We start from the raw sequence: 23,180 nt of genomic DNA, 5'->3' as shown, positions 1-23,180 counted from the left end.
ACCCAAGTGTGTAAGAGCGACAAGGAGTTCAACCGCAGTGACTGACTACGCTGTCCCCTTCGGGCCTACCGGCCGCACCGTCTACGAGCGCACCTACAGTCGGACCCTGGCCGACGGCTCGAAGGAACAGTGGCCCGACACCGTACGCCGCGTCGCGGCCGGCAACCTCGCCCTCGTCCACGGCACCGACCAGAGTGCCTGGAGCGAGGACGTACGGGCCGAGTACGACGAGCTGGTCTCCCACATGGACGAGTTCGCCATCCTCCCCGCAGGCCGGCACCTGTGGGCAACGGGCGTCAAGGGGCGCCAGTTCCTGTTCAACTGCCACGTCTCGGGCTGGGGTGCCGAACGCCTGAGCCGACACTACGAGTTCACCTTCTTGCGGCTGATGGAAGGCGGCGGCGTCGGCGCCAACTACAGCTCCCGCTTCCTCAAGCCCTTCGGAGCACCGCGCCGGCAGCTCCGCGTGCACATCGTCTGCGACCCGATGCACCAGGACTACGAGGAGATGAAGGCCGCGGGCATCCTGTCCGAGGAATATGACTCCGACTGGGCCGGCGCGTTCGAGGTCGAGGACTCCCGCGAGGGCTGGTCCGACGCGCTGGTGGACCTGATCGACACCTTCATGACCGACGACGACGTCAAGCACGCCGACCGCGTGTACGACGTCTCGCGCGTCCGCTGCAAGGGATCGAGGCTGAAGACGTTCGGCGGCACAGCCAGCGGTCCGGGCCCGTTCGCCCGCATGATGAGCGAGATCGCCGCCGTCCTGTCCAACACCCAGGGCGCGCACCTGTCCCCAGTCGAGGCGATGGAGATCGAGCACCGCATCGCCGAGTGCGTGGTCTCGGGTGGCGTCCGGCGCAGCGCCCGCATGTCGATCTGCCACTGGGCGGACCCCTTCATCGACCAGTTCCTGACGTGCAAGCGGGACACCGCCCTGCACTGGACGACGAACGTGAGCGTCGAGATCGATGATCGCTTCATCCAGGCCCTCAACGAGGTGACGGATACTCGGCACGCCGAGGCAGTCCGCGTGCACCGCGCGGTCGTCGAGGGGATGCTGCGCAACGGCGAGCCTGGCTACTGGAACAGCTCGTACTCCAACGAGGGCGAGGTCAACGAGGTCATCGCCACCAACCCGTGCGGCGAAATCGCGCTCCCCAGTGCCGGCGCGTGCGTGCTGGGCCACGTCAACCTCGACGCCTTCGCGCCGAAGACGCGGGCCGGCAGCTACGACCGGGCCGACATCCTGCGGGCCCACGAGCTGATGACCCGCTTCCTGATCCGGGCGACGTTCGGCGACATGACCGACGACGAGCAGCGCGGCATCATGCACTCCGAACGGCGCATCGGAGTCGGCCACTTCGGCGTGCAGGGCTTCCTCGCGAAGATGGGCATCCGCTACTCCGAGGCGCCGTACGACCCGTGGTTCCGCACCCTGCTGGAAGACCTGTACGACACCGTCCGGGAAGAGGCCCGCGCCTACGCCTTCGCCCTGCGCGTGCCCGAGCCGGTCAAGGTCACGACGATGGCCCCGACCGGCACGATCGCCAAGATGCCGGGCGTCACCGAGGGCGGCCATGCCATCTACGCCCGCACCTTCAACCGTCGTATCCGCTTCTCGATGCTCCGCCCCGAAGAGGTCGCCCAGGCCGAAGCCTTCATGGCCCAGGGCTTCCACGTGGAGAAGTGCATCTACGACCAGAGCGGCAACACTCTGGTCGTCACGATCCCGACGAAGGACAAGCTCGTCGCGGAGGTCGAGGCGATGGGCTGGAACCCGGAGCTGGTCCAGGCGCAGGACGAGCTGAGCCTGGACCAGCTCCTTGCCTTCCAGGCGCTCTACCAGGAGTGCTACGCCGACAACGCCGTCAGCTTCACGGCCAACGTCCCCGAGGGCCTGGACGTGGACGAGGTCGCCGACACGATCCAGCGGTGGCTGCCCGACCTCAAGGGCACCACGATCATGGTCGACGGCGCCCGGCCCCAGGCGCCGTACGAGCGGATCACCGCCGCGGAGTTCGCCGCCTCCGAGGCGACCTCGATCGAGGACTCCACCGACGAGGACTGTGCGACCGGCGCGTGCCCCGTGCGCTGACTGCACGACGATGCCCCCCGGCCTGCTGGTCAGGGGGCATCGGCGTACCGGACCGCTCCGCGTTCAGTCGAGGCGGTGTTCCCAGTGCAGATCCGGGTCGATCCAGTAGGAGTGCGACTCTGGAGTGATGGTGAGCTGGACGGTGTCGATGTCCGGGCGTCCGGCGTCCCGCCAGGCCATCAGCGTTTCCTCTACGCGGTCCCACAGGTGGACGGGGCCGCCCTGACGAACCGTCCAGGTGCCGTCGCTGGCGATGAACTCCGCGAACGACTCGCGGTCGGGATCGAACAGGTACAGCAGCGGCTGACCCTCGCTCGTGGCAGCGTGTACGAGGTGCGCCCCCGGCACCGCGAGCTGGGTGAGGAAGGCCGGCATCCACTCGTCCAGCAGGCTCACGGGGACCTTCGCCTCCCGCTCGCTGTCCGCGTACGCGGTGCGGGCGGACAGGTCGCCCGACACGGGCACCACGGCCTGTGCCCGCGCCTGCATGAACGAGGACTGTCCGACGATGCTGCCGTGGGCGTTGCCCTCGTCGTCCACGGCGAGCTTGGCGAGGCCGGTTCCGTAGGGCCAGGAGCCCACCGTGCTGAGGATGATGCCGCCGGGCTTGGTCTGCCGGACCCAGGCGTAGGGGATGCGGCGGACGGCGCACGTGGCGATCACTCGATCATACGGCGCGTTGCGCGGGTAGCCGAGAAGACCGTCGCCGGTCACGGCCCACGTGGAGATGCCAACCGCTTCCAGCGCGGCGTCGGCGCGCTGCGCCACCTCCGGGTCGACCTCGACCGTCGCGACGTTGTCCTCGCCGAGGTAGCGGCACATAAGGGCCGTGGAGTACCCGGTGCCGGTGCCGATCTCCAGCACCTTGTGCCCGTCTTCGATGTCGAGCTTCTCGATCATGTCGACGACGGTCGTTGGGGTGGTCGATGACGACGTGGGCACGCCGGTCACGGGCTCGCTGACTTGGTCGGCAGTCAGGTGGCCGTCGAGCTGCGTGGTCAGCGTCTGGTCCGTGTGCGCGAGCATCGCCCACTCGGCCGGCTCCGTTCCCACGGCGGTGACCGGCCGCCACTTCCCGCCGGCCTCTGGGAGGAACACGCCGGGGTGCAGGAACGTGTCGCGCGGGATGGCTTCGACGGACGCACGTAGCCACGGGGACTTGAGCACCCCGTTTCGCTCCAGCAGTGCGGCCAGGCGGCGGCGCTCGGCCGCAGAATCGGTCATGAGGCTTCTCCATCTGTGAGCAGATCAGCGAAAGCGGCGGACATCTCCAGCCCGGTGTTCTCTTCGAGCCACCCCCACTGCCCGTTCGGGTTCAGCTCCAGCCACCAGTACGCCCCGTACTCATCGATGGCGAGATCGAAGCTCCCGGACACCAGCTCGTAGTGGTCCAGGTAGGCGAGCAGGGCCTTGGTCACCTGGTCGGGCAGGTCGAGAATGCTGTAGTGGGCGAGTGAGTAGTCCCTGCGCCAGTCCAGCAGGTCGGAATCGATCCGGACCGCGAACACGCGCCGATCGACGATGAGGACCCGTACGTCAGCGACCTTGGGCACGCGCGCCTGGAAGAGGTGGGGCGTGACGCGCAGGCTCTCGTCGATCTCGAACGGTGTGACCGGCTCGGTCCACCCGGTGACCGACACGCCATCACGCTGGTACGGCGTCCAGCGCAGGGTCTTGAAGATCACGTGCTCGTACTCGACGAGGAACCTGCGCGCCTCGTCCGGGTCGTTGGTCACGATCGTAGGCGGGACCATCAGCCCGAGCTGCTGCGCGACCGCGAGCTGAGCGGGCTTGTAGTCGGCTGCCGCGTTCTTGAGCGGGTGGTTCACCCACAGCGGCCCGTCAAGGGCATACAGGGTGCCACCAAGGCCGTAACGGACCTGCGCTGTGGCGAACTGCGCGTCGTCGTCACCAAGGTGTGCGAACTCGGGCCAGCGGGGGCGGCGCCAGTACACAGAGCGCGCGCGGTCAAGGCGAACGGATCTCGACGGGGTACGCACCTCCCCGGCCATGCGTGCCGGGGAGGTGCCAAACCGAGCCGAGACCGTGAGGCCCTCACCGATGTCGGCGGGGTTGAAGCGAACCACCGGCACGCCTCGCCGGTTGAGTTCGGTGATCACCATGTCCGCGGTGACGTCGTCCGCTTCGGTGACTACCAGTACCGGCCTCTCCTCGGTCATGGTCATCAGTCCTGGTTGCTGTCCTGGTCGTGGCCCGCGTCGTTGGCCGAGTCGGAGTTCGTGGTCGTCGAGGTCTCGGTGCCCGAGCTGGTGCCGTGCTTGCCCATCTCGACGACCTGGCCGGCGCGGTCACGGAACACACCGAGCTGCGTGGCCGGGTCGATGGTGACCGTGGCGTGCGGACGCTTGACGGTGGTCGGGTAGGGCGCGAGTCGGTCGGCGGCCCACGGGCGGCCGGCGGTGAGCTGTGCGGTGGAGGTCGTCACGGATGCTCCTTGGGTGAGATGGAACGGTGCGTGTTGACGGGTCGGTCCCGCTCAGGCCGTGGGGGAACGAAGCTGAGCGAGACCGGCCTGACCCCATCCCGGCCGCCGCGACCGTCCATAGAGGCTGCGACCGGGATGGGGGGTGGTGGGGCCCTGCCCTCGGACGGTCTTGCCTGGCCATCACCGAGGGCAGGGCGTCCTCCGCCCTCGCCCCTGAAGGCGGAGCTTGGGTGCCAGCCCTGTCGCACGGGGGGAGCGATCAGGGCTGGCGGCCCCGCGCGAGGGGCAGGAGTCGGACTCGCACGGGGGTGGAACGGCCCCGCCCGAGGTGAACGAGGCAAAACGCTCGGGCGGGACCTGTCTAGGGATTCGTCATCAGGTACGCGGCGACCAGGACGAAGCCGGTCGAGCCAACGATCGTGAAGACGAAGAGGGGGCCGGCGTAGCGGGCGATCCTGCGACCGTAGCGGGCCGCCCTGCGACGTAACCGGCGCATCAGGACTCCATCCAGGTGCGCCAGGGCCTTGTGATGATCTCCTCGAAGCGGAGGTGGCTCGGGTTCTTCCCCGAGTGCTCCAGTGCCCAGGTCTGGGGCGGCTCCCACGCCCCGTCAGGAGCGGACTCCGCTCCGCACGACGCGCACTTCATCTTGTGCGTCACGGGCGGGGAGTCCGGCTCTCTGTCGGGCTCCAGGTGCCACTGCTTGAACACCAGGACTGTGTGCGGCCCGCTCACAGCCCGAGCCTCCGCATCTTGTTACGGGCGGTGTTGCGCGCCTGCATCTCCTCCAGGGCCGTGGGGAATTCGACGCTACCGGGGTCGGCCTCCCACTCCGTGCCGCCGCGTGCCGGCCGCAGGAGGAGCCTTCCACCGACCTCGCCCATAAGGACGCCGACCCGGTTGCTGGCCGTGTCCTTGGCCAGGTCGCCGATGTGCGGCTTGCTGTGCTCGTCGTGACCGTCCATGACCCTGAAGCTACGAGGCGCAACCAGGGGCGGCCAGGAGCAAGCCGATGCACTTTGACATACGATCCGTCAAAAGTGCATCGGCAGAGTGTAGTTACGCAAAAACGCCCAGGTGGGCGCCGACCTCTCGCATCTCCGTCGTGAGGGTCCGACGCTTCTTGACGATCTCCTGGAAGGTGATCGCCGCGGACGACTGATGACGGAACCACTTGGGCGCAGCCTCGTCGAGGTGTGCCAGTTCCTCCATCGCGGCCGTGGGATCGCCCGTACGGACATACGCGCGGGCGAGGTCGAGCCGGTAGCGGTTGCCGTCGTTGGTGCTCGGCCCTCCGAACTGCTTCCAGTTCTGTTCCAGAAGGTGCGGCTCGTCCTTGGACTTTCGGATCACGGTCCTGGCGTCGCCCGCGATCATGTGGTCCTCCAGCTCCTTCATGGCGGCCGTGACGGGACCGAACATCGACCAGTGCCGCAGCAGATTCTTGTGCGTCTTGCCGACCGCCTTCGCGGCGGTGCCGGCCGCCTTGCGCAGGGCCTTGGCCTCCCTCGGGCGGTTGTTCCGCGAAGCCGCAGCCGCCGCCTCCATCGCCAGTCCGCCCCACGTGGCGTACTCGTCCGGCGTGGCGCCCATGATCTTCGGCTCGACGACGTCCATCGTGGCGACCGCGATGTCTTCGGCCTCATCGAACCGCTCGGTCCGAACCAGCAGCCAGCACATCCCGCCGACTCCGGAGGCGGCCACCAGGTTGTCGCCCGCAGCCTTCGCGTCCTCGATCGCGCCCCTCGCCGCCACGTGGGCGAGGTCGAACTGCCGGATCTGGGTCAGGTACCGCCCTGCCAGGTTCAGGACCCTTGAGCGCTCGACCAGGGCGTTCAGGTGCTCCTGCCCCGAGTCGTAGTACGCGACCGCATCGTTGGCAGCCCGGATAAGAGTGGGCAAGTCCGCGGCGATGCTGTCATACGTGTCGCCGAAGTAGAGGACGGAGTTGTCGTACGTCATGCGGCGCAGCCGGCGAAGGTCGGGCTCCTCGCCGATCGGCGCGCTCGCCGTCCCCAGGCTGAGCGCGGGCGTGAGGGCGATGCGCACCTCGCGCAGGTTCAGACTGTTCGGATCTTCGAGCTTGACCGGTTGCGGAGGGCCGGCCGCCATCAAGTCGGAGGTCTTTACTCCGAGGGCTCGCGCGATGGCGTGAAGGGTCTCCATGCGGACCCCCTCGCCACCCTGCTCGATCTTCCGGACTGGCCCGACCGAGAGGCCGGCGCGATGCGCGAGCTGCTCTTGGCTGAGACCCTTCGCGCGCCGGTAGCGCCGTACGTTGTCTGCGAGTTCATCCGACATGCGTCACCACCCTTCCCAACCAGCGTACGCCGAACGAGCCCTCCTCAAGCGGCGAGCGAGGAGGGCTCGATTCCGGCAGACGACTACCCGGCGAACGCCTCTGGTGCGGCGTCAGTCGTGACCGGCGTCGGCAGTTTGACCGCCTGGAGCTGGTCCAGCCTGTCGGGCTGGGATGTCTGGCCGACGTCAGGAGAGGACTCGTGCGGGTCGTCCGTCAGCTCGGGCGGGTAGGCCGGCGCCGGGACGTACGCGAAGAACGGGTTGAAGAACCCAAGGAAGTCGCCAAGGTCGTCCCAGGTGTCCGGCTCGTCCTTCTTGTCGATCTTGACTGAGTCAGATTCGGGCACCTGCTGCACGACGTAGGTCTTCGGCGCGGACTTGGACTTGTTGGGCGCGGCCTTGCTGGCGGACGCCGCGGTGGGCATCTTCTCCCCCGTGGAAGCCTTCGGCTTGGCGGCCGGGGCGTTCGCGGACTTCTTCGCCGCCCGGCGCGAGGGAGCCGACGCGGGGGTGGTGGAGGCTTCAGCGACGGGCGCCTCCCCGTCGTCCTGTACGGGCTCGTCCCGGCCCTTCAGGTCGGTCGACGGGTAGTTGCCTGCCGGTGCCGCCGTTGGGGCGGGAGAAGTCGACTGGACGCCCCAGCCGCCTATCTGAACGGTGCTTCGGCCGTCCTGAACACCGACCGTGTTCGAGACGGGTTCGTCGTCCCGCTGCTCGGCCGCGTCGGTGTCGTCGGTATCGAGGCTGAAGCCCGGCTGTCTGGCGTCATCCCCGAGCGGGCCCTTGAGTCCGGCGAAGGTCAGCCAGCTCATGGCGAGGGCCATCGTTGCGGCTCCTGCGCTGGTCCGGACTCGCCCCTTAACGCGGCGGCGGCGATGTGTAGGCATGGGCGTTCCCCGATGTGTTGCGGGTGTGCAAGCTCTGTCCGGCATCTGAACACACTGGAGACCTTGATCGGAATCTTTGCTTCCGCTTATAAGTCCGCTCGATCGATCATCTACTGGCCGGTCACCCCCTCTGACCTGGTGCGAACGTGCGTTCGAGTGCTCGAAAAAACTTTACGAACGAAATGTTGAAGGCGAAGTCGGCTCTGCCGACACCGGAAGTACGTTTCGCGTATCGAGGCGTCGGGATGCGACGAAGGGCCAGGACCGGTGATCCAGTCCTGGCCCTCGCGTGCCGGGGTCTCACTCCTCGTCGGTACCCGCGGTCCGAGCCTTGCTCATACCGTCAGCGATGCGACGTACGCTATCTGCATCCGTCAGCGTGGTGACGTCACCGAGCTGGCGGTTCTCGGCCACGTCCCGCAGCAGCCGGCGCATGATCTTGCCGGAGCGGGTCTTCGGCAGCTCGGCCACCGGGAGGATCCGCTTGGGCTTGGCGATCGGGCCGAGCGTGGCGCCCACGTGGTCGCGCAGCTCGCCGACCAGCGTCTCGTTCTCCGAAGCGGTGCCGCGCAGGATCACGAACGCCACGATCGCCTGACCCGTGGTCTCGTCCGCGGCGCCGACGACGGCCGCCTCGGCGACCGCCGGGTGCGACACCAGCGCCGACTCCACCTCGGTGGTGGAGATGTTGTGCCCGGACACGAGCATCACGTCGTCCACCCGGCCCAGCAGCCAGATGTCCCCGTCGTCGTCCTTCTTCGCCCCGTCACCGGCGAAGTACTTGCCCGGGAAGCGGGACCAGTAGGTGTCGATGAACCGCTGGTCGTCGCCCCAGATGGTGCGCAGCATCGACGGCCACGGCTCGGTCAGCACCAGATAGCCACCGCCGCCGTTCGGCACCTCGGCCGCCTCGTCGTCCACGACGGTCGCGCTGATGCCGGGCAGCGGGCGCTGCGCCGAACCGGGCTTGGTGTGGGTGACGCCCGGCAGCGGCGAGATCATCATCGCGCCGGTCTCCGTCTGCCACCAGGTGTCCACGATCGGCGTCCGGTCGGCACCGATGTGCTTGCGGTACCAGATCCACGCCTCGGGGTTGATGGGCTCGCCGACCGACCCCAGCACCCGCAGGCTGCTCAGGTCGAACTTGGCGGGGATGTCGTCGCCCCACTTCATGAACGTCCGGATCGCCGTCGGCGCGGTGTAGAGGATCGTGACCTTGTACTTCTGCACGATCTCCCAGAACCGGCCCTGGTGCGGGGTGTCCGGCGTGCCCTCGTACATGACCTGCGTCGCGCCGTTGGCCAGCGGGCCGTAGACGATGTACGAGTGCCCGGTGACCCAGCCGACGTCGGCCGTGCACCAGTACACGTCCGTCTCCGGCTTCAGGTCGAACACCGCCCAGTGCGTGTACGCCGCCTGCGTGAGGTAGCCGCCGGAGGTGTGCAGGATGCCCTTCGGCTTCCCCGTGGTGCCCGAGGTGTAGAGGATGAACAGCGGGTGCTCGGCCTCGAACGCCTCCGGGGTGTGCTCGGCGGACTGCCAGCCGACCAGGTCGTGCCACCACACGTCCCGCTCGCCGTCCCAGGCCACGTCCTGGCCGGTACGGCGCACCACGAGCACGTGCTCGACGATGCCCGCCTTCTGCGCCGCCTCGTCCACGGCCGGCTTGAGCGCGGACGGCTTGCCGCGCCGGTAGCCGCCGTCGGAGGTGATGACCACCCGGGCGTCGGCGTCCTGGATGCGGGTCGCGAGCGCGTCCGAGGAGAAGCCGCCGAAGACGACCGAGTGGGTGGCGCCGATCCGGGCCGAGGCCAGCATCGCGATCGCCGTCTCCGGGAGCATCGGCATGTAGATGGCGACCCGGTCGCCCTTGCGGACTCCCAGCTCCAGCAGGGCGTTGGCGGCCCGGGAGACCTCGTCCTTCAGCTCCGCGTAGGTGATCGAGCGGCTGTCGCCCGGCTCGCCCTCGAAGTGGATGGCGACCCGGTCCCCGAGGCCCGCCTCCACGTGCCGGTCCACGCAGTTGTACGCGACGTTCAGCTCGCCGTCCTTGAACCACTTGGCGAACGGCGGGTTCGACCAGTCCAGCGTCTCGGTCGGCTCTTTGGCCCAGGTCAGCCGACGGGCCTGCTCGGCCCAGAAGCCGAGCCTGTCAGCCTTGGCCTGTTCGTACGCCTCCGCGGTGACGTTGGCATGCTCGGCCAGGTCGGCGGCCGGCGCGAACCTGCGTTCTTCCTTGAGCAGGTTGGCCAGGCTCTCGTTGCTCACGACATCTCCCTTTCCAAGGGTGTCCGTTGTGTCCCAGGCCACAGCTCATCAGACGCGGGGGTCCGATGACAAGGGTCGACCCGAAAATTGGTGTAGACCTATTCCGGGAGCCGGCTCAGACCGTGCTGTGTGCCTCCTCTTCCTGATCAGACCCGCCGGTGGCCCCGGCGGAGAGACCCGTGTCGGCGGTTCGCGCACCACCTGCCCTGCCATCGGCGACGGCCCCGCCCGCCGTGACCACCTCCACTACGTCCTCGAACACCGCCTCTCCTTCCGTGTCCGCGAGCAGATACGCCCGCGCCTCACCGACGTGGAAGTACATGCCGTGCAGCTCCAGCGCCCCTTCGGCGAGCGCCCGGGCGACCGGAGGGTGCGCCCGCAGGTGGTCGAGCTGCTGGACCACGTTCGTCAGGCACAGTCGCTCCGCCTCGTCCGCGGGCGCCCGCCCGGCCATCCGGGGCCCGGAGCGGTGGTCCCCGGCCGTCCGCGCCAGGCTCGGCAGCCCGTGCCGCAGCCAGCGCCCCAGGGGGGACTCCCCGCCCGCGCTCCGCCCCAGCAGTGCCTGCATCGCCCCGCACCCGGAGTGCCCGCAGACCGTGATGGAGCGCACCCCGAGCACCTCCACGGCGTACTCGATGGCGGCCGCCACCGAGTCGTCGCCGTGCTCCTCGCCCGGCGGCGGCACCAGGTTGCCGACGTTGCGGACCACGAACAGGTCGCCGGGACCACTGGAGGTGATCATCGACGTGACGAGCCGGGAGTCGGCGCAGGTGAGGAAGAGCTGCGCCGGCTGCTGGCCCTCCCGGGCGAGCCGCGCCAGCTCCGCACGCACCAGCGGCGCGGTGTTGCGCTGGAACGAGCTGATGCCACGGGCCAGTTCCCGCGCCGCGGCCCGCCCGGCCGGAGCGGCGGCCGGGTCGGCGAAGCACGACTGGTGGTTGCGCCAGGGCGTCCAGGGCCGGCACCGGCACTCGGCGGACGTGGCCGGCTCGGCGGTCCGGATGCCGCCGCGTCGGCCCGACAGCTCGGCCGTACCACCCCGCGCGGTGTGGGAGTTGCGCCAGTCCTGCAGTGACTCGTACGCCGCGTGGTCCATGAAGGAGCCGTCCAACTCCACCACGGCGTGCGCGCCTTGGGGTACGAGATGCAGGGCTCTGCTGAGCCTGGGCACCGCGAGGAAGGTCAACTGGCCGCGGACTCTTACGTGATGGACTCCTTCCGTCTCGTCATGGGTGATGCGGGTGCGGGTGAGGCGGCGCAGGGCGAGGGCGACCGCCACGGCGATCCCGAGGGCCACGCCCTCCAGGACGCCGAACACCACCACGCCGAGGGTGGTCGCGGCGTAGACCGGGACCTCACGGTGGCGTGTCACCGTGCGGATGTGGTGCAGGGACACCATCTGGATGCCGACGGCCATCACCAGGGCGGCGAGGGAGGCGAGCGGGATCTCCTCCAAGATCGGGACCATCAGCAGCGCGGCTGCTACTACGAGAACGCCGTGCAGCATCGTGGAGTTCCGGCTCACGGCACCGGAGTTCACATTCGCGGTGCTGCGCACGGCGACTCCGGCCACGGGCAGGCCGCCGAGCGCGCCCGAGAGGACGTTGGCGGCGCCCTGGCCCAGCAGTTCCCGGTCCAGGTCGGAGCGTTTGACGCGGGACTGCGGGCCGGGCCGGGCGGCGACCATCTTGTCCACCGCCACGGCGCCCAGCAGCGACTGCACACTGCACACCAGGGTGGTGCTGAGCACGGCGGCCACCACGCCGAGCACCGGTCCCTCGGGCAGTCCGGCCAGTGCGTGACTGCGCCAGGAGGGCAGGTCCACCCGGGGCAGGCTCAGCGCGGTGAGGGCGGCGGCCGCGGTGGCCCCGGTGACGGCGACGAGAGGGGCCGGCACCCTCCGCAGCACCCGCCCGGCCCGGCCCGGCAGCCGGGGCCAGGCCAGCAGCAGGGCGAGGGTCAGCACGCTCATGGACACGGCGGCCGGTTGCAGTCGGGCCAACTGGGCGGGAAGCGCCCGCAGGTTGGCGAGGACGGAGCTGTCCGGGCTGCCGCCGAGGACGATGTGCAGCTGGGCGACGGCGATGGTGATGCCGATACCCGCGAGCATGCCGTGCACCACGGCCGGGCTGACCGCGAGCGCGCCGCGCGCCACCCGCAGACAGCCGAGGCCGAGCTGGGCGAGACCGGCGAGGACCGTGATGCCGCACGTCGCCCGCCAGCCGTACTGGTGGATGAGGTCGGCGGTGACGACGGTGAGTCCGGCGGCGGGTCCGCTGACCTGGAGCGGACAGCCGCCGAGCCGCCCGACGACGAGTCCGCCGACGGCCGCGGCGACCAGGCCCGCCTGGAGCGGGGCGCCGGTGGCCAGGGCGATGCCCAAGGACAGCGGCAGGGCGATCAGGAACACCGCGACGGCGGCGGACACGTCGGCGCCCTCGACCGGGAAGCGGCGGCGGCCAGGGGCGGGCGGGTGCGGTGGGTGGGCGTGCTGGGCGTCAGGGGGTGCGCAGGCTGAGGGCATGTCCCGTCTCCTCCGGGGCGGCGCGGTCGCGGACTAGGTGGCCCCGCGTCTCTGGGCGGGTATCGGTCGCGGCCGTGGGTCACGGCGTGCAGCGGCGGGATGAAGCAACGCTCGGTAAATGAACCGTAATGCAGAGTAAAGACAATGCATAGCTTTTCGGGGCAAATGCAGTACAGCACCCCACTGGCGGGTGAAGTGAGCATTTCATCGGCTTGTCGTATTAATTCCCTCTAAGTCCCGTGCGACCTTGGGCGGCGCTGCCGGACCACCCCCGGCACATCCCCGTGAAAGGCCCTCGTCAGCGTCTGTCTGAGAGAAGGAAGAAGGTGGGCCGCACATGGCCGCCACCCAGAGAATCGCCGTCGGTGCCATGGTCGCCGCGGCCTGCGCCGCGTCGCTCGCCGGTTGTGCGGGCGGCTCCTCCCACACCGTGAAGAAGGGGGCCCCGGCCCCGCGGCAGGGGGCGCCGGCTCCCAACAGCGCGCTCCGTCTGATCGGCGACGGATCCACCGCGTACACCGGCGGGCAGCCCCATCTGCCCGTGGCCGAGCGGCTGAAGCCCGGGCAGAAGCCCCCGCAGTTCGTGGTGTTCTCCTGGGACGGCGCGGGCGAGGACAGCCAGAAGCTGTTCTCGCACTTCCGCAAGGTCGCCAAGGAGAACCACGCGACGATGACGTACTTCCTCAGCGGCGTCTACCTGCTGCCCGAGGAGAAGCGCGCCCTCTACAAGCCGCCGCAGCACGCCGTGGGCAGCTCCGACATCGGCTTCAACGACCAGCAGGGCATCACCGACACACTCCAGCAGGTGCGCCTCGCCTGGCTGGAGGGCAACGAGATCGGCACCCACTTCAACGGCCACTTCTGCGGCCCCGAGGGCGGCGTCGGCCAGTGGTCCGTGGACGAGTGGAAGAGCGAGATCTCCCAGGCCAAGCAGTTCGTGAAGAACTGGAAGACCACCACCGGCATGCAGACCGCGGCACCGCTGCCCTTCGACTACGACAAGGAGCTGATCGGCGGCCGCACCCCCTGCCTGGAGGGACAGAAGAACTTCACCAAGGCCGCCCGGCAGTTGGGCTTCCGCTACGACTCCAGCGGCGTCGACAACCAGCTCTGGCCCAAGAAGAAGGAGGGGCTGTGGGATCTGTCGATGCAGCTGGTCCCCTTCCCCGGCCACACCTTCGAGCAGCTGACCATGGACTACAACTTCATGGCCAGCCAGTCGGGGGCGCAGACCCAGGGCGACCCCGACAAGTTCGACTACTGGGGCGACCAGATGCGTGACGGCCTGCTCAAGGGCTTCTACCGCGCCTACGACGGCAACCGCGCCCCGCTCGTCATCGGCAACCACTTCGAGTCATGGAACGGCGGCACCTACATGCACGCCGTCGAGGACGTGGTGAAGCAGGTCTGCAACAAGCCCGAGGTGCGCTGCGTCTCCTTCCACCAGCTGGCCGACTGGCTGGACGCCCAGGACCCGGCGACCCTGAAGAAGCTGCGCGGCCTGGAGGTGGGCGAGGCCCCCCGGCAGGGCTGGGCCTCCTTCCTCTCGGGCCGCCCGGCACCGGCGCCCAAGGGGGTTCCCGGGGCGCCGGCGGTCAGGCAGTAGCCACGGCAGCGGGCGTCGGCGGTCCCGGGCCGGCCGCCGGCGCCCGTGTCGTCGTACCGGTGCTCGGACGGCAGGCGGTCAGACCGGTGTCGCCACACCCTCGCCGAGCACGAACCCCGGGTCGACCTGTGCGGCGAGGTCGGCCCCCGTGCGTTCGTTGCCCCAGGACTCGGCGTTCCTGAGGTGGAAGTGCACCATCTGGCGGGTGTACCGCTCCCAGTCCCGCTGGTCGTGGGTGGCGTCCGCCGTGGCCCGGAGCGTCTGCAGGGCACGCGAGTTGGCTTCTTCGAGGAGGTCGAACCGGGGCGGCCGGCCCTTCTCCATGGCACGCACCCAGTCCGAGCGCCCGACGGTCACGAGCAGGTCGTCACCGACCTCCGCGCGCAGGAAGTCGATGTCGTCCTGTTCCTGGATCTTGTTGCCGACGACTTTGAGGGCGACGCCGAAGTCGCGGGCGTACTCCTTGTACTGGCGGTAGACGGAGACCCCCTTCCGGGTCGGCTCGGCGACGAGGAACGTCATGTCGAAGCGGGTGAACATGCCGGAGGCGAAGGAGTCCGAGCCGGCCGTCATGTCGACCACGACGTACTCGTCGGGGCCGTCGACGAGGTGGTTGAGGAACAGCTCCACCGCTCCGGTCTTGGAGTGGTAGCAGGCGACCCCCAGGTCGGCGTCCGTGAAGGGGCCCGTGACCATCAAACGGACGGCGCCGCCGTCGAGTTCCACCGGACGCGCACAGGCGTCGTAGATCGCGTTGGGCTCGCGCACCCGGACCAGCCGCGAGCCCTGGCCGGGCGGGGTGGTCTTGATCATCGTCGCGGCCGAGGGGATGCGTGGGTTGGAGCCGCGCAGGTGGTCCTTGATCAGCGGGAGCCGTTCGCCCATGGCGGGCAGCGCGGCCGCCTCCCTCTCGTCCAGGCCGAGCGCGGGGCCGAGGTGCTGGTTGATGTCCGCGTCGATGGCGACCACCGGGGCACCGGCGGCGGCGAGGTGGCGGATGAAGAGGGAGGAGAGCGTGGTCTTGCCGCTGCCGCCCTTCCCGACGAAAGCAATTTTCATGTTCACCAAGCGTAGTCGGAAGGTGGCTGTAGGTTCCAAGTGGGAGTGAAGAAGACCACTCCTTCGTGGGGCCGGACGGTGCGGTGCGTACTGTCGTACTCATGAGTACGACAGGCGCGACCGCCGATCCGCTCGCGACCCTGGGTTCGCTGCCCGGGGTGGCCGATGCCGTGGACTCCGTGCGTAAGGCCGTGGACCGGGTCTACGGGCACCGGATCATGCGCCGCCGCAGCAACGCGATCACCTCCGAGGCCGCCCTGCGCGGTGCCCGGGGCTCTGCGGCGCTGTCCGGCGCCGACTGGAACCTGGAAGAGGTGCGGCGGCGCACCGACTTCGGTGCCGACCCGGAGACACGTGTCGTGGGCGCGGCCCTGCGGCTCTCGGCCGAGGCTGGACAACTGTTGTCCATCTGGCGGCAGTCGCCCCTCAGGGTGCTGGCCCGGCTGCACCTGGTCGCCGCCGCGGACGACGCCGAGCGGGTCGGCCGGCCGCGCCAGGCCGGCGAGACGGTGGACGAGCCGCTGGTCGAGCTGCCGCTGCCGGACGCCCGGGAGGTCTCCGGGCGGCTGGAGGGGCTGGCCGATCTGATCATCGCCGGGACGTCCGCACCCGCCCTGGTCACGGCCGCCGTGGTGCACGGCGAACTGCTGGCGCTGCGCCCCTTCGTGTCCCACAGCGGCCTCATCGCGCGGGCCGCCGAGCGGATCGTGCTGATCGGCAGCGGCCTGGACCCGAAGTCGGTCTGCCCGGCCGAGGTCGGCCACGCGGAACTGGGCCGTGCCTCCTATTTGGCCGCGCTGGACGGCTACGTCTCCGGCACCCCCGAGGGCATGGCGGCCTGGATCGCCCACTGCGGCAAGGCGGTGGAGCTGGGCGTGCGCGAGTCGACGGCGGTCTGCGAGGCGCTGCAGCGCGGCGCGGCCTGACCCCGGTGGAACCGACCCGGTCGAAGAGGGCCGGTCGAAGAGGGCCGGTCGAAGAGGGCCGTCTGAGGGCGGCCGACGAAAAAGCGGCGGTACGAGTGCTCGTACCGCCGCCGGCACGCGCACCGGGTTACCAAGCGTCCTCGATATGTGCCCATCAGGCCGGGGTGCTTTGCCCGTCACCTGGTGCGGCTGGCCCGTAATCGACGGGTCGACGTCGCGTGGGTGCCCAGTGCTCGTGCGGGGTCCGTGGGGCCAAGTGCGTAGTGGTAGGGAATCCTCTCGGATGTCCTTTGGTCTCGCGGGCCGTTGACACCTTTGTACTGCAAGCCGGGAGCAAGCGGAACCCCTGCCCGCACTTCTTTACTTTCAGGTCCGAAAGCGGGTGAAACGGACACTGCCAGGCTGGTCAGGCAGTGCCACGGCGCCTGCTGGCGTACCAGACGAGGCCGGCGGTCGCGGCCGCCGCTCCCACGGCCGCCGCCGCGACCAGCGCCGGGCGCGGCGGTACGGAGAGGCTGGGGAGGCGCTTCTTGAGCGGGACCGGGCGGCGGAACTCCAGAACCGGCCACCCGCGCGCGAGTGCTTCGCGGCGCAGGGCGCGGTCCGGGTTCACGGCGTGCGGGTGCCCGACCGTCCGCAGCATCGGCAGGTCGGTCGCGGAGTCGCTGTAGGCGTAGCAGCGCTCCAGGTCGTACCCCTCGGAGGCGGCCAGTTCGCGGACCGCCTCGGCCTTGGTCGGGCCGTAGGCGTAGTACTCCACCTCGCCGGTGAAGCAGCCGTCCTCGCCTACGACCATCCGGGTGGCCACCACGCGGTCGGCGCCCAGCAGCTCGCCGATCGGCTCCACGACCTCGGCGCCCGAGGTGGACACGATGACCACGTCCCGCCCGGCCGCGTGGTGCTCCTCGACGAGGGAGGCGGCCTCGTCGTAGATGATCGGGTCGATCAGGTCGTGCAGGGTCTCGGCGACGATCTCGCGCACCTGCTGGACGTTCCATCCCCGGCACAGTGAGGACAGATACTCCCGCATGCGCTCCATCTGGTCGTGGTCGAGACCGCCGGCCAGGAACACGAACTGGGCATATGCGGTACGCAAGGCGGCCCTGCGGCTGATCAGTCCGCCTTGGTAGAAGGACTTGCTGAAGGTGAGCGTGCTCGACTTCGCAATGACCGTCTTGTCCAGGTCAAAGAAGGCTGCTGCGCGAGGCAAGGAGTGGTTTTCCACGACCCAGAGCATATGCGCCCACCATTCGGCGTAAGGTGGGGCGCGTGGGTTTGCCTGAGAGGGCTCTCGGGTACACCATGGAAGTCACGGATCGTTCGCGACCGTGCTAACCCGGCCCGACTCCTCCCCCCCCGAGTCGGCCGTGGGGACGACCCCCGCTCTCCCCCCCGGCGGGGGTCGTCGCATGTCCGGATGCGTTTTCCCGCCTCTCCCCCTCCCCTCGACGGCCGCTTGGCCGGCGCCGCCGCGCTCTCGGCCGGGCTCCCGCATGCCCACGGCTGGTTACTCAAGGTAATCGGATCGCTGCTCTGTGGAAGTCGTACACAGGCCGGTACAGGGGTCACCGGTTTGGGTGACGGAGTTATTCACAGCTCCCGAGTTGTGCACGGTTTTCCACCAAGATCCACACGATTTCGAGGATCGCGGCACCGTGTTTCCCACGCCTCCGGCCGAGGCGAGTTCTTGGCCGGTTCCGATTGCCGGAGCGGCGTATGGCCGGTTCCTATCGGCCGCTCATATGGAGGCCGCTCGCCGGTTCTCCACATCTTCGGGAATCGCGTGGCCGCACAGGCCGCGCGCAACGCACGACCAGCGGAACACGCGACCAAGGGGGAGCACCTGTGACCGGAACCGTCACCAACGACCCGCCGCCCACCGGCGACAGCCGGCCCGGACGGCCACTCATCCTCACCGAGGACGCCGAGCTTCTGGACGACCTGCTCCGCCTGTGCGCGGCGGCGGGCGCCACACCCGAGGTCCACCACCGCGTGCCGGAGACCGGCGACGGCTGGGAAGCGGCCCCCCTCGTCCTGGTCGGCGACGACGTCGCCCGCCGGACGCGGGGCACCGCCCGCCGCCGGGGGGTGGTGCTGGTCGGCCGCGACCAGGACGACCCGGACGTATGGAAACGAGCGATGCAGATCGGCGCCGACCACGTCCTGATGCTGCCCGACGGCGAACAGTGGCTGGTCGACCGGATCGCCGACGTGGCCGAGGGGCTCGGCCGGCCGGCCCTCACCGTCGGGGTGATCGGCGGCCGGGGCGGAGCGGGCGCGTCCACGCTCGCCTGCGCCCTCGCCGTCACCTCGGCCCGTGAAGGACTGCGCACCCTCCTCGTGGACGCCGATCCGCTCGGCGGCGGACTCGACGTCCTCCTCGGCGGCGAGAGCGCCGACGGGCTGCGCTGGCCCGCCTTCGCCGCCTCCCGCGGCCGGCTCGGCGGCGGCGCGCTGGAGGAGTCGCTGCCCGAACTGCACGCCCTGCGGGTACTCAGCTGGGACCGGGGCGACTGCGTGAGTGTTCCGCCGCAGGCGGTGCGCGCGGTCCTCGCCGCGGCACGCCGAGGCGGCGGGACGGTCGTGGTCGACCTGCCCCGCCGGCTCGACGAAGGCGTGGCCGAAGCCCTCGCCCAGCTCGACCTGGCCCTGCTCGTCGTCCCCGCCGACCTGCGTTCGGTGGCCGCCGCCGGACGCGTCGCGTCGGCCGTCGCCATGGTCGTGCGCGATGTGCGGCTCGCGGTCCGCGGGCCGTACGCGCCGGGCCTGGACGACCGCGAGGTGGCCCGGCTGCTGGACCTGCCGCTGGCGGGCGAGGTGCCGGTCGAACCGGCACTGCTGCGCCCGGGGGCCGGCGCCAAGCCGCCCGCCGCGACCGGGCGCGGCCCGCTCGCCCGGTTCTGCGCCGACTTCTGGGAGCGTGCCCTGGTCGAGGCGGGAGGATCCCGATGACACTCCCCGGACTCGACCGGGCCGACGGCGCGGCCCTGCTCGACGGGGTCCGGCGCCGGCTGGCCGAGAGCGGCGCCGACCCCACCCCCGCCCGCGTGGCCCAGGCGCTGCGCGAACAAGGCCGGGTCCTCGGCGACGCGGAAGTGCTCGGCGCCGCGCGGCAGTTGAGGTCAGAACTCGTCGGCAGCGGTCCTCTGGAACCGCTGCTCGCCGATCCGCGCGTCACCGACGTCCTGGTGTCCGCGCCCGACCGGGTGTGGGTGGACCGGGGCGGCGGCCTGGAGCTGACACCGGTGACCTTCCCGGACGCGACGGCCGTGCGACGCCTCGCGCAGCGACTGGCCGCGGTGGCCGGACGCCGGCTGGACGACGCCCGGCCGTGGGCGGACGCCCGGCTGCCCGACGGCACCCGGTTGCACGCCGTGCTGCCCCCGGTCGCCGTCGGCTGCACCTGTCTGTCCCTGCGGGTGGTACGGCCGCGGGCCTTCACGCTCGCGGAACTGGTCGAGGCGGGCACCGTGCCGCCGGGCGGCGACCGGATCCTGCGCGCGCTGCTCGCCGCGAAGCTGTCCTTCCTCGTCAGCGGCGGCACCGGAAGCGGCAAGACGACCTTGCTCAGCGCCCTGCTGGGGCTGGTCGGACCGGGGGAGCGGATCGTGCTCGCCGAGGACTCCGCCGAGCTGCGTCCGGACCATCCGCACGTGGTCCGGCTGGAGACCCGGCCGGCCAACCAGGAGGGCGCCGGCCTGGTGACCCTGGAGGACCTGGTCCGGCAGGCGTTGCGGATGCGTCCGGACCGGCTGGTCGTCGGCGAGGTGCGCGGACCCGAGGTCGTCCATCTGCTGGCGGCGCTGAACACCGGCCACGAGGGCGGCTGCTGCACGGTCCACGCCAACACCGCCGGGGACGTGCCGGCCCGTCTGGAGGCCCTGGCCACGGCCGCCGGGCTCGACCGGGACGCGTTGCACAGCCAGTTGGCGGCCGCCCTCTCCGTGGTGCTCCACCTCGTACGGGACCCGGCCGGGCGGCGCCGGATCGCCGAGGTGCACGTACTGGAGCGGGACCCCACCGGGCTGGTGCGGACAGTGCCGGCACTGCGCTGGGGCGAGCGGGCCTTCACACGCGAGCGCGGCTGGGAGCGACTGGAACGGCTGCTCGGTGAGCCGGGCGGATGCGAGAGGGAGAGGGGACGGAAGTGACCGGTGGGTCATCCCTGGGAGCCGCGCTGATCTGCCTGGGCGCGATGGCCTGGCTGCTGGGCGGGCGGCACCACGGCCTGCGGCGGGCCCGGCTGCTCCTCGCGGGGAGCCAGGCGGCGGCGACTCCTCCACCGGACTGGGGCCGGGCCCTGGGCGGATTACGGCACCTCGGCGGCCGGCTGGGCGCGGAGTGGTGGGCGCTGGTGGCCGGGGCGCTGCTCGCCTTGCTGGGCGCGTCGGTCGTCCCGGCCCTCGCGGGGGCGGTCGGGGTGCCGGTGCTGCGGCGGGTGCGGCGAGCCCGCCGGGCGGGGCGGCGGCGTGAGCGGCGGGCGGACGCGGTGATCGCCCTGTGCGGGGCGCTCGCCGGGGAGGTGCGTGCGGGGCGGCAGCCGGGAGCGGCACTGCTGCGGGCCGCGCAGGACACCGGCGCACTGGGCGACACCCAGGCGGCCGTGGTCGCGGCGGCGCGGTTCGGCGGGGATGTGCCCGCCGCCCTCGCCGTGGCGGCTCGGCAGCCGGGCGCGGCGGGACTGCTCGGCCTCGCCGCGTGCTGGCGGGTGGCCGTGGACCAGGGCGCGGGCCTCGCGGCGGGCCTGGACCGGCTGGAGGCGGCCCTGCGTGCCGAACGCGACCAACGCGCCGACCTGCGAGCGCAGTTGTCCGGCGCCCGGGCGACGACCGCACTCCTGGCCGCGCTGCCGGCCCTCGGCCTGCTGCTCGGCACGGCTCTGCACGCCGACCCGCTGCACGTCCTCCTGCACACCGGACCGGGGTTCGCGTGCCTGGTGGTGGGAGCGGTGTTCGAGGGGGCCGGGATGTGGTGGGCGACGCGGATCGTGCGGGGTGCGGAGAAGGGGTGAGGCCGGGATGGCGCGAGAGGTGACCGATGCGGTCAGGGTGACTGGGGCGTGCGAAGCCGGGCGGGACGTCCGGGCGGTGTCGATGGCGCGAGAGGCGGCGGCGGTATGAGCGGAGAGTTCGTCCACAGGCTGGGGATGGCCGGGGTCGCGATGTCGGCCCTCGGTTGGATCGGGTGGCGACTGGAGTCGGCGCGTCGGCGGCGCCGGGCACGGCGTCGGATGGCCGGATTGCTGGGCGCGGACGTTCCGCGGGCCGGGGGTCGGCCGGAGCTGCCGGCGAGCGTGCGCCGGTGGTTGCCGGTGGCCGGGGCGGCGTGCGGTGCCTGGGTGCTGGCCGGCGGGGTCGGAGGGGTTCTGCTGGGGATCGGTGCGGGAGCGGTGCTGTGGTGGTGGCGGGAGCGGCAGGCGCTCACCGGTGCGGCTCCGGTGGCCGACGCGGCCCGCGCGGCGCGCCAACTCCCGCTCGCCGCCGACTTGCTGGCCGCTTGTGTCGCGGCCGGCGCGGGGCCGGTGATCGCCGCGCAGGCCGTGGGAGAGGCCCTCGACGGCCCCGTCGGGAAGGCGCTGGCGCGCGGTGCGGCGGAGCTGCGGCTGGGCGGTGTACCGGCCGACGCCTGGCGGCGGTTGGCCGAGCTGCCCGGGGCGAGGGCCCTTGCGCGGCTGTTGGCGCGGGCCGGCGAGTCGGGGCTGCCCGCGGCCGGGCCGGTCGCCCGCCTCGCCTCGGACGCCCGCGCGGAGTGGACGCGTACCGCGACGGCCCGGGCGCGCAGGGCGGCCGTGCTGATCTCGGCCCCGGTCGGCCTCTGCTTCCTGCCCGCGTTCATCGCGATCGGCGTGCTGCCCGTGGTGATCGGACTGGCGGGCGCGGCGACGGGACGGAGGTGAGGCGAGGGGACGGGCGCGAGCGCGGGCTTCGGAAACGGGCGACACGAACGACACGAACGAAACAGATCACATCAGGCCAGAGCCTCACGGGGGTTGAGATGAACGGGAAGATCAAGGAAATGGTGGGACGGCTGCGCGGTGCGTACCGCCGTCTGAACCGTCGGGACGCCGGCATGGTGACGTCCGAGTACGCGATGGGGATCATCGCGGCCGTCGGATTCGCTGTGCTGCTCTACGAGGTCGTCACCAGCGGCCAGGTCAGGGCGGAACTGCAGGCGATCGTGAAGAAGGCGCTCGATGGCGGGAAGTGAGCGGGGGTCGGACGGCGGGTTCGTGACCGCGGAGGCGGCCGTGGTGCTCTGCGTACTGGTGGCCTTCACCATGGCACTGGTCTGGGGGCTGCTCGTGATGGCGGCGCAGCTCCGGTGCGTGGACGCCGCCCGCGCGGGCGCCCGGTCCGCAGCCCGCCAGGATCCGCCGGACGCGGTGGTCGGAGTGACTCGGGAGGTGGCGCCGAGCGGGGCGCGGGTGACCGTGGGGCGCGAGGGCGACCAGGTGCGGGTGACGGTGGTGGCCGAGCCGCCGATGCTGGGCGGCCTGCCGTTCGAGGTGCGCGAGGAGGCCGTGGCGCTGGCCGAGGAGACGGTGGGGGAGGGACCGTGAGGCAGGCAGGTGCGCGCAGGCGGGACCGGTGCGGTCCGGGCCGCTCGGATCGGGGCTCGGCCACCGTCTGGAGCCTCGGGGCGATCGCCCTGCTCTGTGTGGTGTTCGGTGCGGTGCTCGCACTCGGCCAGGCCGTGGTCGTACGGCACCGGGCGGCCGGCGGTGCGGATCTGGCGGCGCTCGCGGCGGCGGACCACTGGGCCGAGGGGAGCGCGGCAGCCTGTGACCGCGCCGGGCGGCTGGCCCGGGTGCAGGGGGTCCGGCTGGTGCGGTGCGCGATCGTGGGCGACACCTCGGAGGTGACGGCGGCCTCGGGCAGAGGGCCGTTCACCGCGGAGGTGCGGGCGAGAGCGGGTCCGGCGGGACCGGCAGGTCCGGTACCGGCCGCGTCGAGTGGCGGCTCACCGGCATCCAGACCCTCGGCCGTGCCGGGATCGGGGCCGTGATGCCGGGGCCTGGGTGGATGAGGGGCCTGACACGTGGGGAAGCCGTGTTGCCGGGCG

The 23,180-nt window shown here is 71.2% G+C and carries 22 protein-coding genes; 10 read left to right on the top strand and 12 right to left on the bottom strand.

What is annotated here, in order from left to right; genetic code table 11:
- Positions 1 to 37 precede the first annotated feature (37 nt).
- Positions 38 to 2,101 carry a ribonucleoside-triphosphate reductase, adenosylcobalamin-dependent gene (gene nrdJ, locus NX794_RS07475; RefSeq protein WP_258777438.1) on the top strand — a complete coding sequence of 688 codons (2,064 nt, stop codon included), beginning with the start codon at positions 38 to 40 and terminating at the stop codon, positions 2,099 to 2,101.
- A 63-nt stretch (positions 2,102 to 2,164) separates the two neighbouring features.
- On the opposite strand, the gene tgmC is transcribed toward nrdJ, so the two are convergent.
- The 10 genes from tgmC to NX794_RS07425 form a co-directional block, all read right to left on the bottom strand.
- Positions 2,165 to 3,325 carry an ATP-grasp peptide maturase system methyltransferase gene (gene tgmC / locus NX794_RS07470; protein WP_258777436.1) on the bottom strand — a complete coding sequence of 387 codons (1,161 nt, stop codon included), beginning with the start codon at positions 3,323 to 3,325 and terminating at the stop codon, positions 2,165 to 2,167.
- Complete coding sequence (tgmB, locus tag NX794_RS07465; RefSeq protein ID WP_258777636.1) at positions 3,322 to 4,281, bottom strand: ATP-grasp ribosomal peptide maturase; 960 nt, start codon at positions 4,279 to 4,281, stop codon at positions 3,322 to 3,324. Before tgmB ends, tgmC begins: the two co-directional genes overlap by 4 nt.
- A 5-nt stretch (positions 4,282 to 4,286) precedes the next feature.
- Complete coding sequence (tgmA, locus tag NX794_RS07460) at positions 4,287 to 4,547, bottom strand: putative ATP-grasp-modified RiPP (RefSeq protein WP_258777435.1); 261 nt, start codon at positions 4,545 to 4,547, stop codon at positions 4,287 to 4,289.
- 361 nt (positions 4,548 to 4,908) lie between these two features.
- Entirely contained in the window at positions 4,909 to 5,043 is a 135-nt protein-coding gene (locus NX794_RS07455) for a hypothetical protein (RefSeq protein ID WP_258777433.1), read from the bottom strand.
- Positions 5,043 to 5,282, bottom strand: coding sequence for a DUF7848 domain-containing protein (locus tag NX794_RS07450; RefSeq protein WP_258777432.1), 240 nt, complete (start codon positions 5,280 to 5,282; stop codon positions 5,043 to 5,045). Before NX794_RS07450 ends, NX794_RS07455 begins: the two co-directional genes overlap by 1 nt.
- Positions 5,279 to 5,512 (bottom strand): hypothetical protein, encoded by a 234-nt coding sequence (locus NX794_RS07445; protein ID WP_258777430.1) that lies wholly within the window; start codon positions 5,510 to 5,512, stop codon positions 5,279 to 5,281. Before NX794_RS07445 ends, NX794_RS07450 begins: the two co-directional genes overlap by 4 nt.
- A 94-nt stretch (positions 5,513 to 5,606) precedes the next feature.
- Positions 5,607 to 6,848 carry a helix-turn-helix domain-containing protein gene (locus NX794_RS07440; protein WP_258777429.1) on the bottom strand — a complete coding sequence of 414 codons (1,242 nt, stop codon included), beginning with the start codon at positions 6,846 to 6,848 and terminating at the stop codon, positions 5,607 to 5,609.
- Between the two features lie 83 nt (positions 6,849 to 6,931).
- The gene (locus tag NX794_RS07435; protein ID WP_258777428.1) at positions 6,932 to 7,672 is read right to left on the bottom strand and encodes a hypothetical protein; all 741 of its coding nucleotides are present in this window, start codon (positions 7,670 to 7,672) and stop codon (positions 6,932 to 6,934) included.
- Positions 7,673 to 8,035: 363 nt separating this feature from the next.
- The gene (gene acs, locus NX794_RS07430) at positions 8,036 to 10,003 is read right to left on the bottom strand and encodes an acetate--CoA ligase (RefSeq protein WP_258777427.1); all 1,968 of its coding nucleotides are present in this window, start codon (positions 10,001 to 10,003) and stop codon (positions 8,036 to 8,038) included.
- Positions 10,004 to 10,118: 115 nt separating this feature from the next.
- Entirely contained in the window at positions 10,119 to 12,527 is a 2,409-nt protein-coding gene (locus NX794_RS07425; RefSeq protein ID WP_258777425.1) for a bifunctional SulP family inorganic anion transporter/carbonic anhydrase, read from the bottom strand.
- 337 nt (positions 12,528 to 12,864) lie between these two features.
- On the opposite strand from NX794_RS07425, the gene NX794_RS07420 reads away from it, so the two are divergent.
- A complete protein-coding gene (locus tag NX794_RS07420; RefSeq protein ID WP_258777424.1) occupies positions 12,865 to 14,133 on the top strand; it encodes a polysaccharide deacetylase family protein in 1,269 nt (422 codons plus the stop codon).
- Positions 14,134 to 14,211: 78 nt separating this feature from the next.
- Here the strand turns inward: NX794_RS07420 and NX794_RS07415 are convergent, their stop codons facing one another.
- Positions 14,212 to 15,192, bottom strand: a complete 981-nt coding sequence (locus NX794_RS07415; RefSeq protein WP_258777423.1) for an ATP-binding protein — start codon at positions 15,190 to 15,192, stop codon at positions 14,212 to 14,214.
- Positions 15,193 to 15,293: 101 nt separating this feature from the next.
- Between NX794_RS07415 and NX794_RS07410 the strand changes: the two genes are divergently transcribed.
- A complete protein-coding gene (locus NX794_RS07410) occupies positions 15,294 to 16,118 on the top strand; it encodes a Fic family protein (RefSeq protein WP_258777422.1) in 825 nt (274 codons plus the stop codon).
- A 406-nt stretch (positions 16,119 to 16,524) separates the two neighbouring features.
- Here NX794_RS07410 and NX794_RS07405 read toward each other — a convergent pair whose 3' ends face one another.
- On the bottom strand, positions 16,525 to 17,355 hold the full coding sequence (locus NX794_RS07405) for an HAD family hydrolase (protein WP_258777421.1): 831 nt from the start codon (positions 17,353 to 17,355) through the stop codon (positions 16,525 to 16,527).
- 608 nt (positions 17,356 to 17,963) lie between these two features.
- Between NX794_RS07405 and ssd the strand changes: the two genes are divergently transcribed.
- From ssd to NX794_RS07370, 7 genes are all read left to right on the top strand, one after another.
- On the top strand, positions 17,964 to 19,070 hold the full coding sequence (gene ssd / locus NX794_RS07400; RefSeq protein ID WP_258777420.1) for a septum site-determining protein Ssd: 1,107 nt from the start codon (positions 17,964 to 17,966) through the stop codon (positions 19,068 to 19,070).
- A complete protein-coding gene (locus NX794_RS07395) occupies positions 19,067 to 20,269 on the top strand; it encodes a TadA family conjugal transfer-associated ATPase (protein ID WP_258777419.1) in 1,203 nt (400 codons plus the stop codon). The genes ssd and NX794_RS07395 overlap by 4 nt, the downstream gene beginning before the upstream one ends.
- A gap of 44 nt (positions 20,270 to 20,313) precedes the next feature.
- A complete protein-coding gene (locus NX794_RS07390; RefSeq protein ID WP_428985869.1) occupies positions 20,314 to 21,129 on the top strand; it encodes a type II secretion system F family protein in 816 nt (271 codons plus the stop codon).
- Between the two features lie 282 nt (positions 21,130 to 21,411).
- Positions 21,412 to 22,014, top strand: a complete 603-nt coding sequence (locus tag NX794_RS07385) for a type II secretion system F family protein (protein ID WP_309505969.1) — start codon at positions 21,412 to 21,414, stop codon at positions 22,012 to 22,014.
- Positions 22,015 to 22,112: 98 nt separating this feature from the next.
- Positions 22,113 to 22,325: a DUF4244 domain-containing protein gene (locus NX794_RS07380; protein WP_258777416.1), complete on the top strand. Its 213-nt coding sequence runs from the start codon at positions 22,113 to 22,115 to the stop codon at positions 22,323 to 22,325.
- The gene (locus NX794_RS07375; protein ID WP_258777415.1) at positions 22,312 to 22,677 is read left to right on the top strand and encodes a TadE family type IV pilus minor pilin; all 366 of its coding nucleotides are present in this window, start codon (positions 22,312 to 22,314) and stop codon (positions 22,675 to 22,677) included. Before NX794_RS07380 ends, NX794_RS07375 begins: the two co-directional genes overlap by 14 nt.
- Complete coding sequence (locus NX794_RS07370) at positions 22,674 to 23,123, top strand: Rv3654c family TadE-like protein (protein ID WP_258777414.1); 450 nt, start codon at positions 22,674 to 22,676, stop codon at positions 23,121 to 23,123. Before NX794_RS07375 ends, NX794_RS07370 begins: the two co-directional genes overlap by 4 nt.
- Positions 23,124 to 23,180: the final 57 nt, after the last annotated feature.

Origin of the sequence: Streptomyces pyxinicus, assembly GCF_024753135.1 — a bacterium.
Classification (GTDB): domain Bacteria; phylum Actinomycetota; class Actinomycetes; order Streptomycetales; family Streptomycetaceae; genus Streptomyces; species Streptomyces pyxinicus.
Note: the sequence above shows the minus strand (reverse complement) of the source record. Positions and strands in the feature narration are given on the sequence as shown.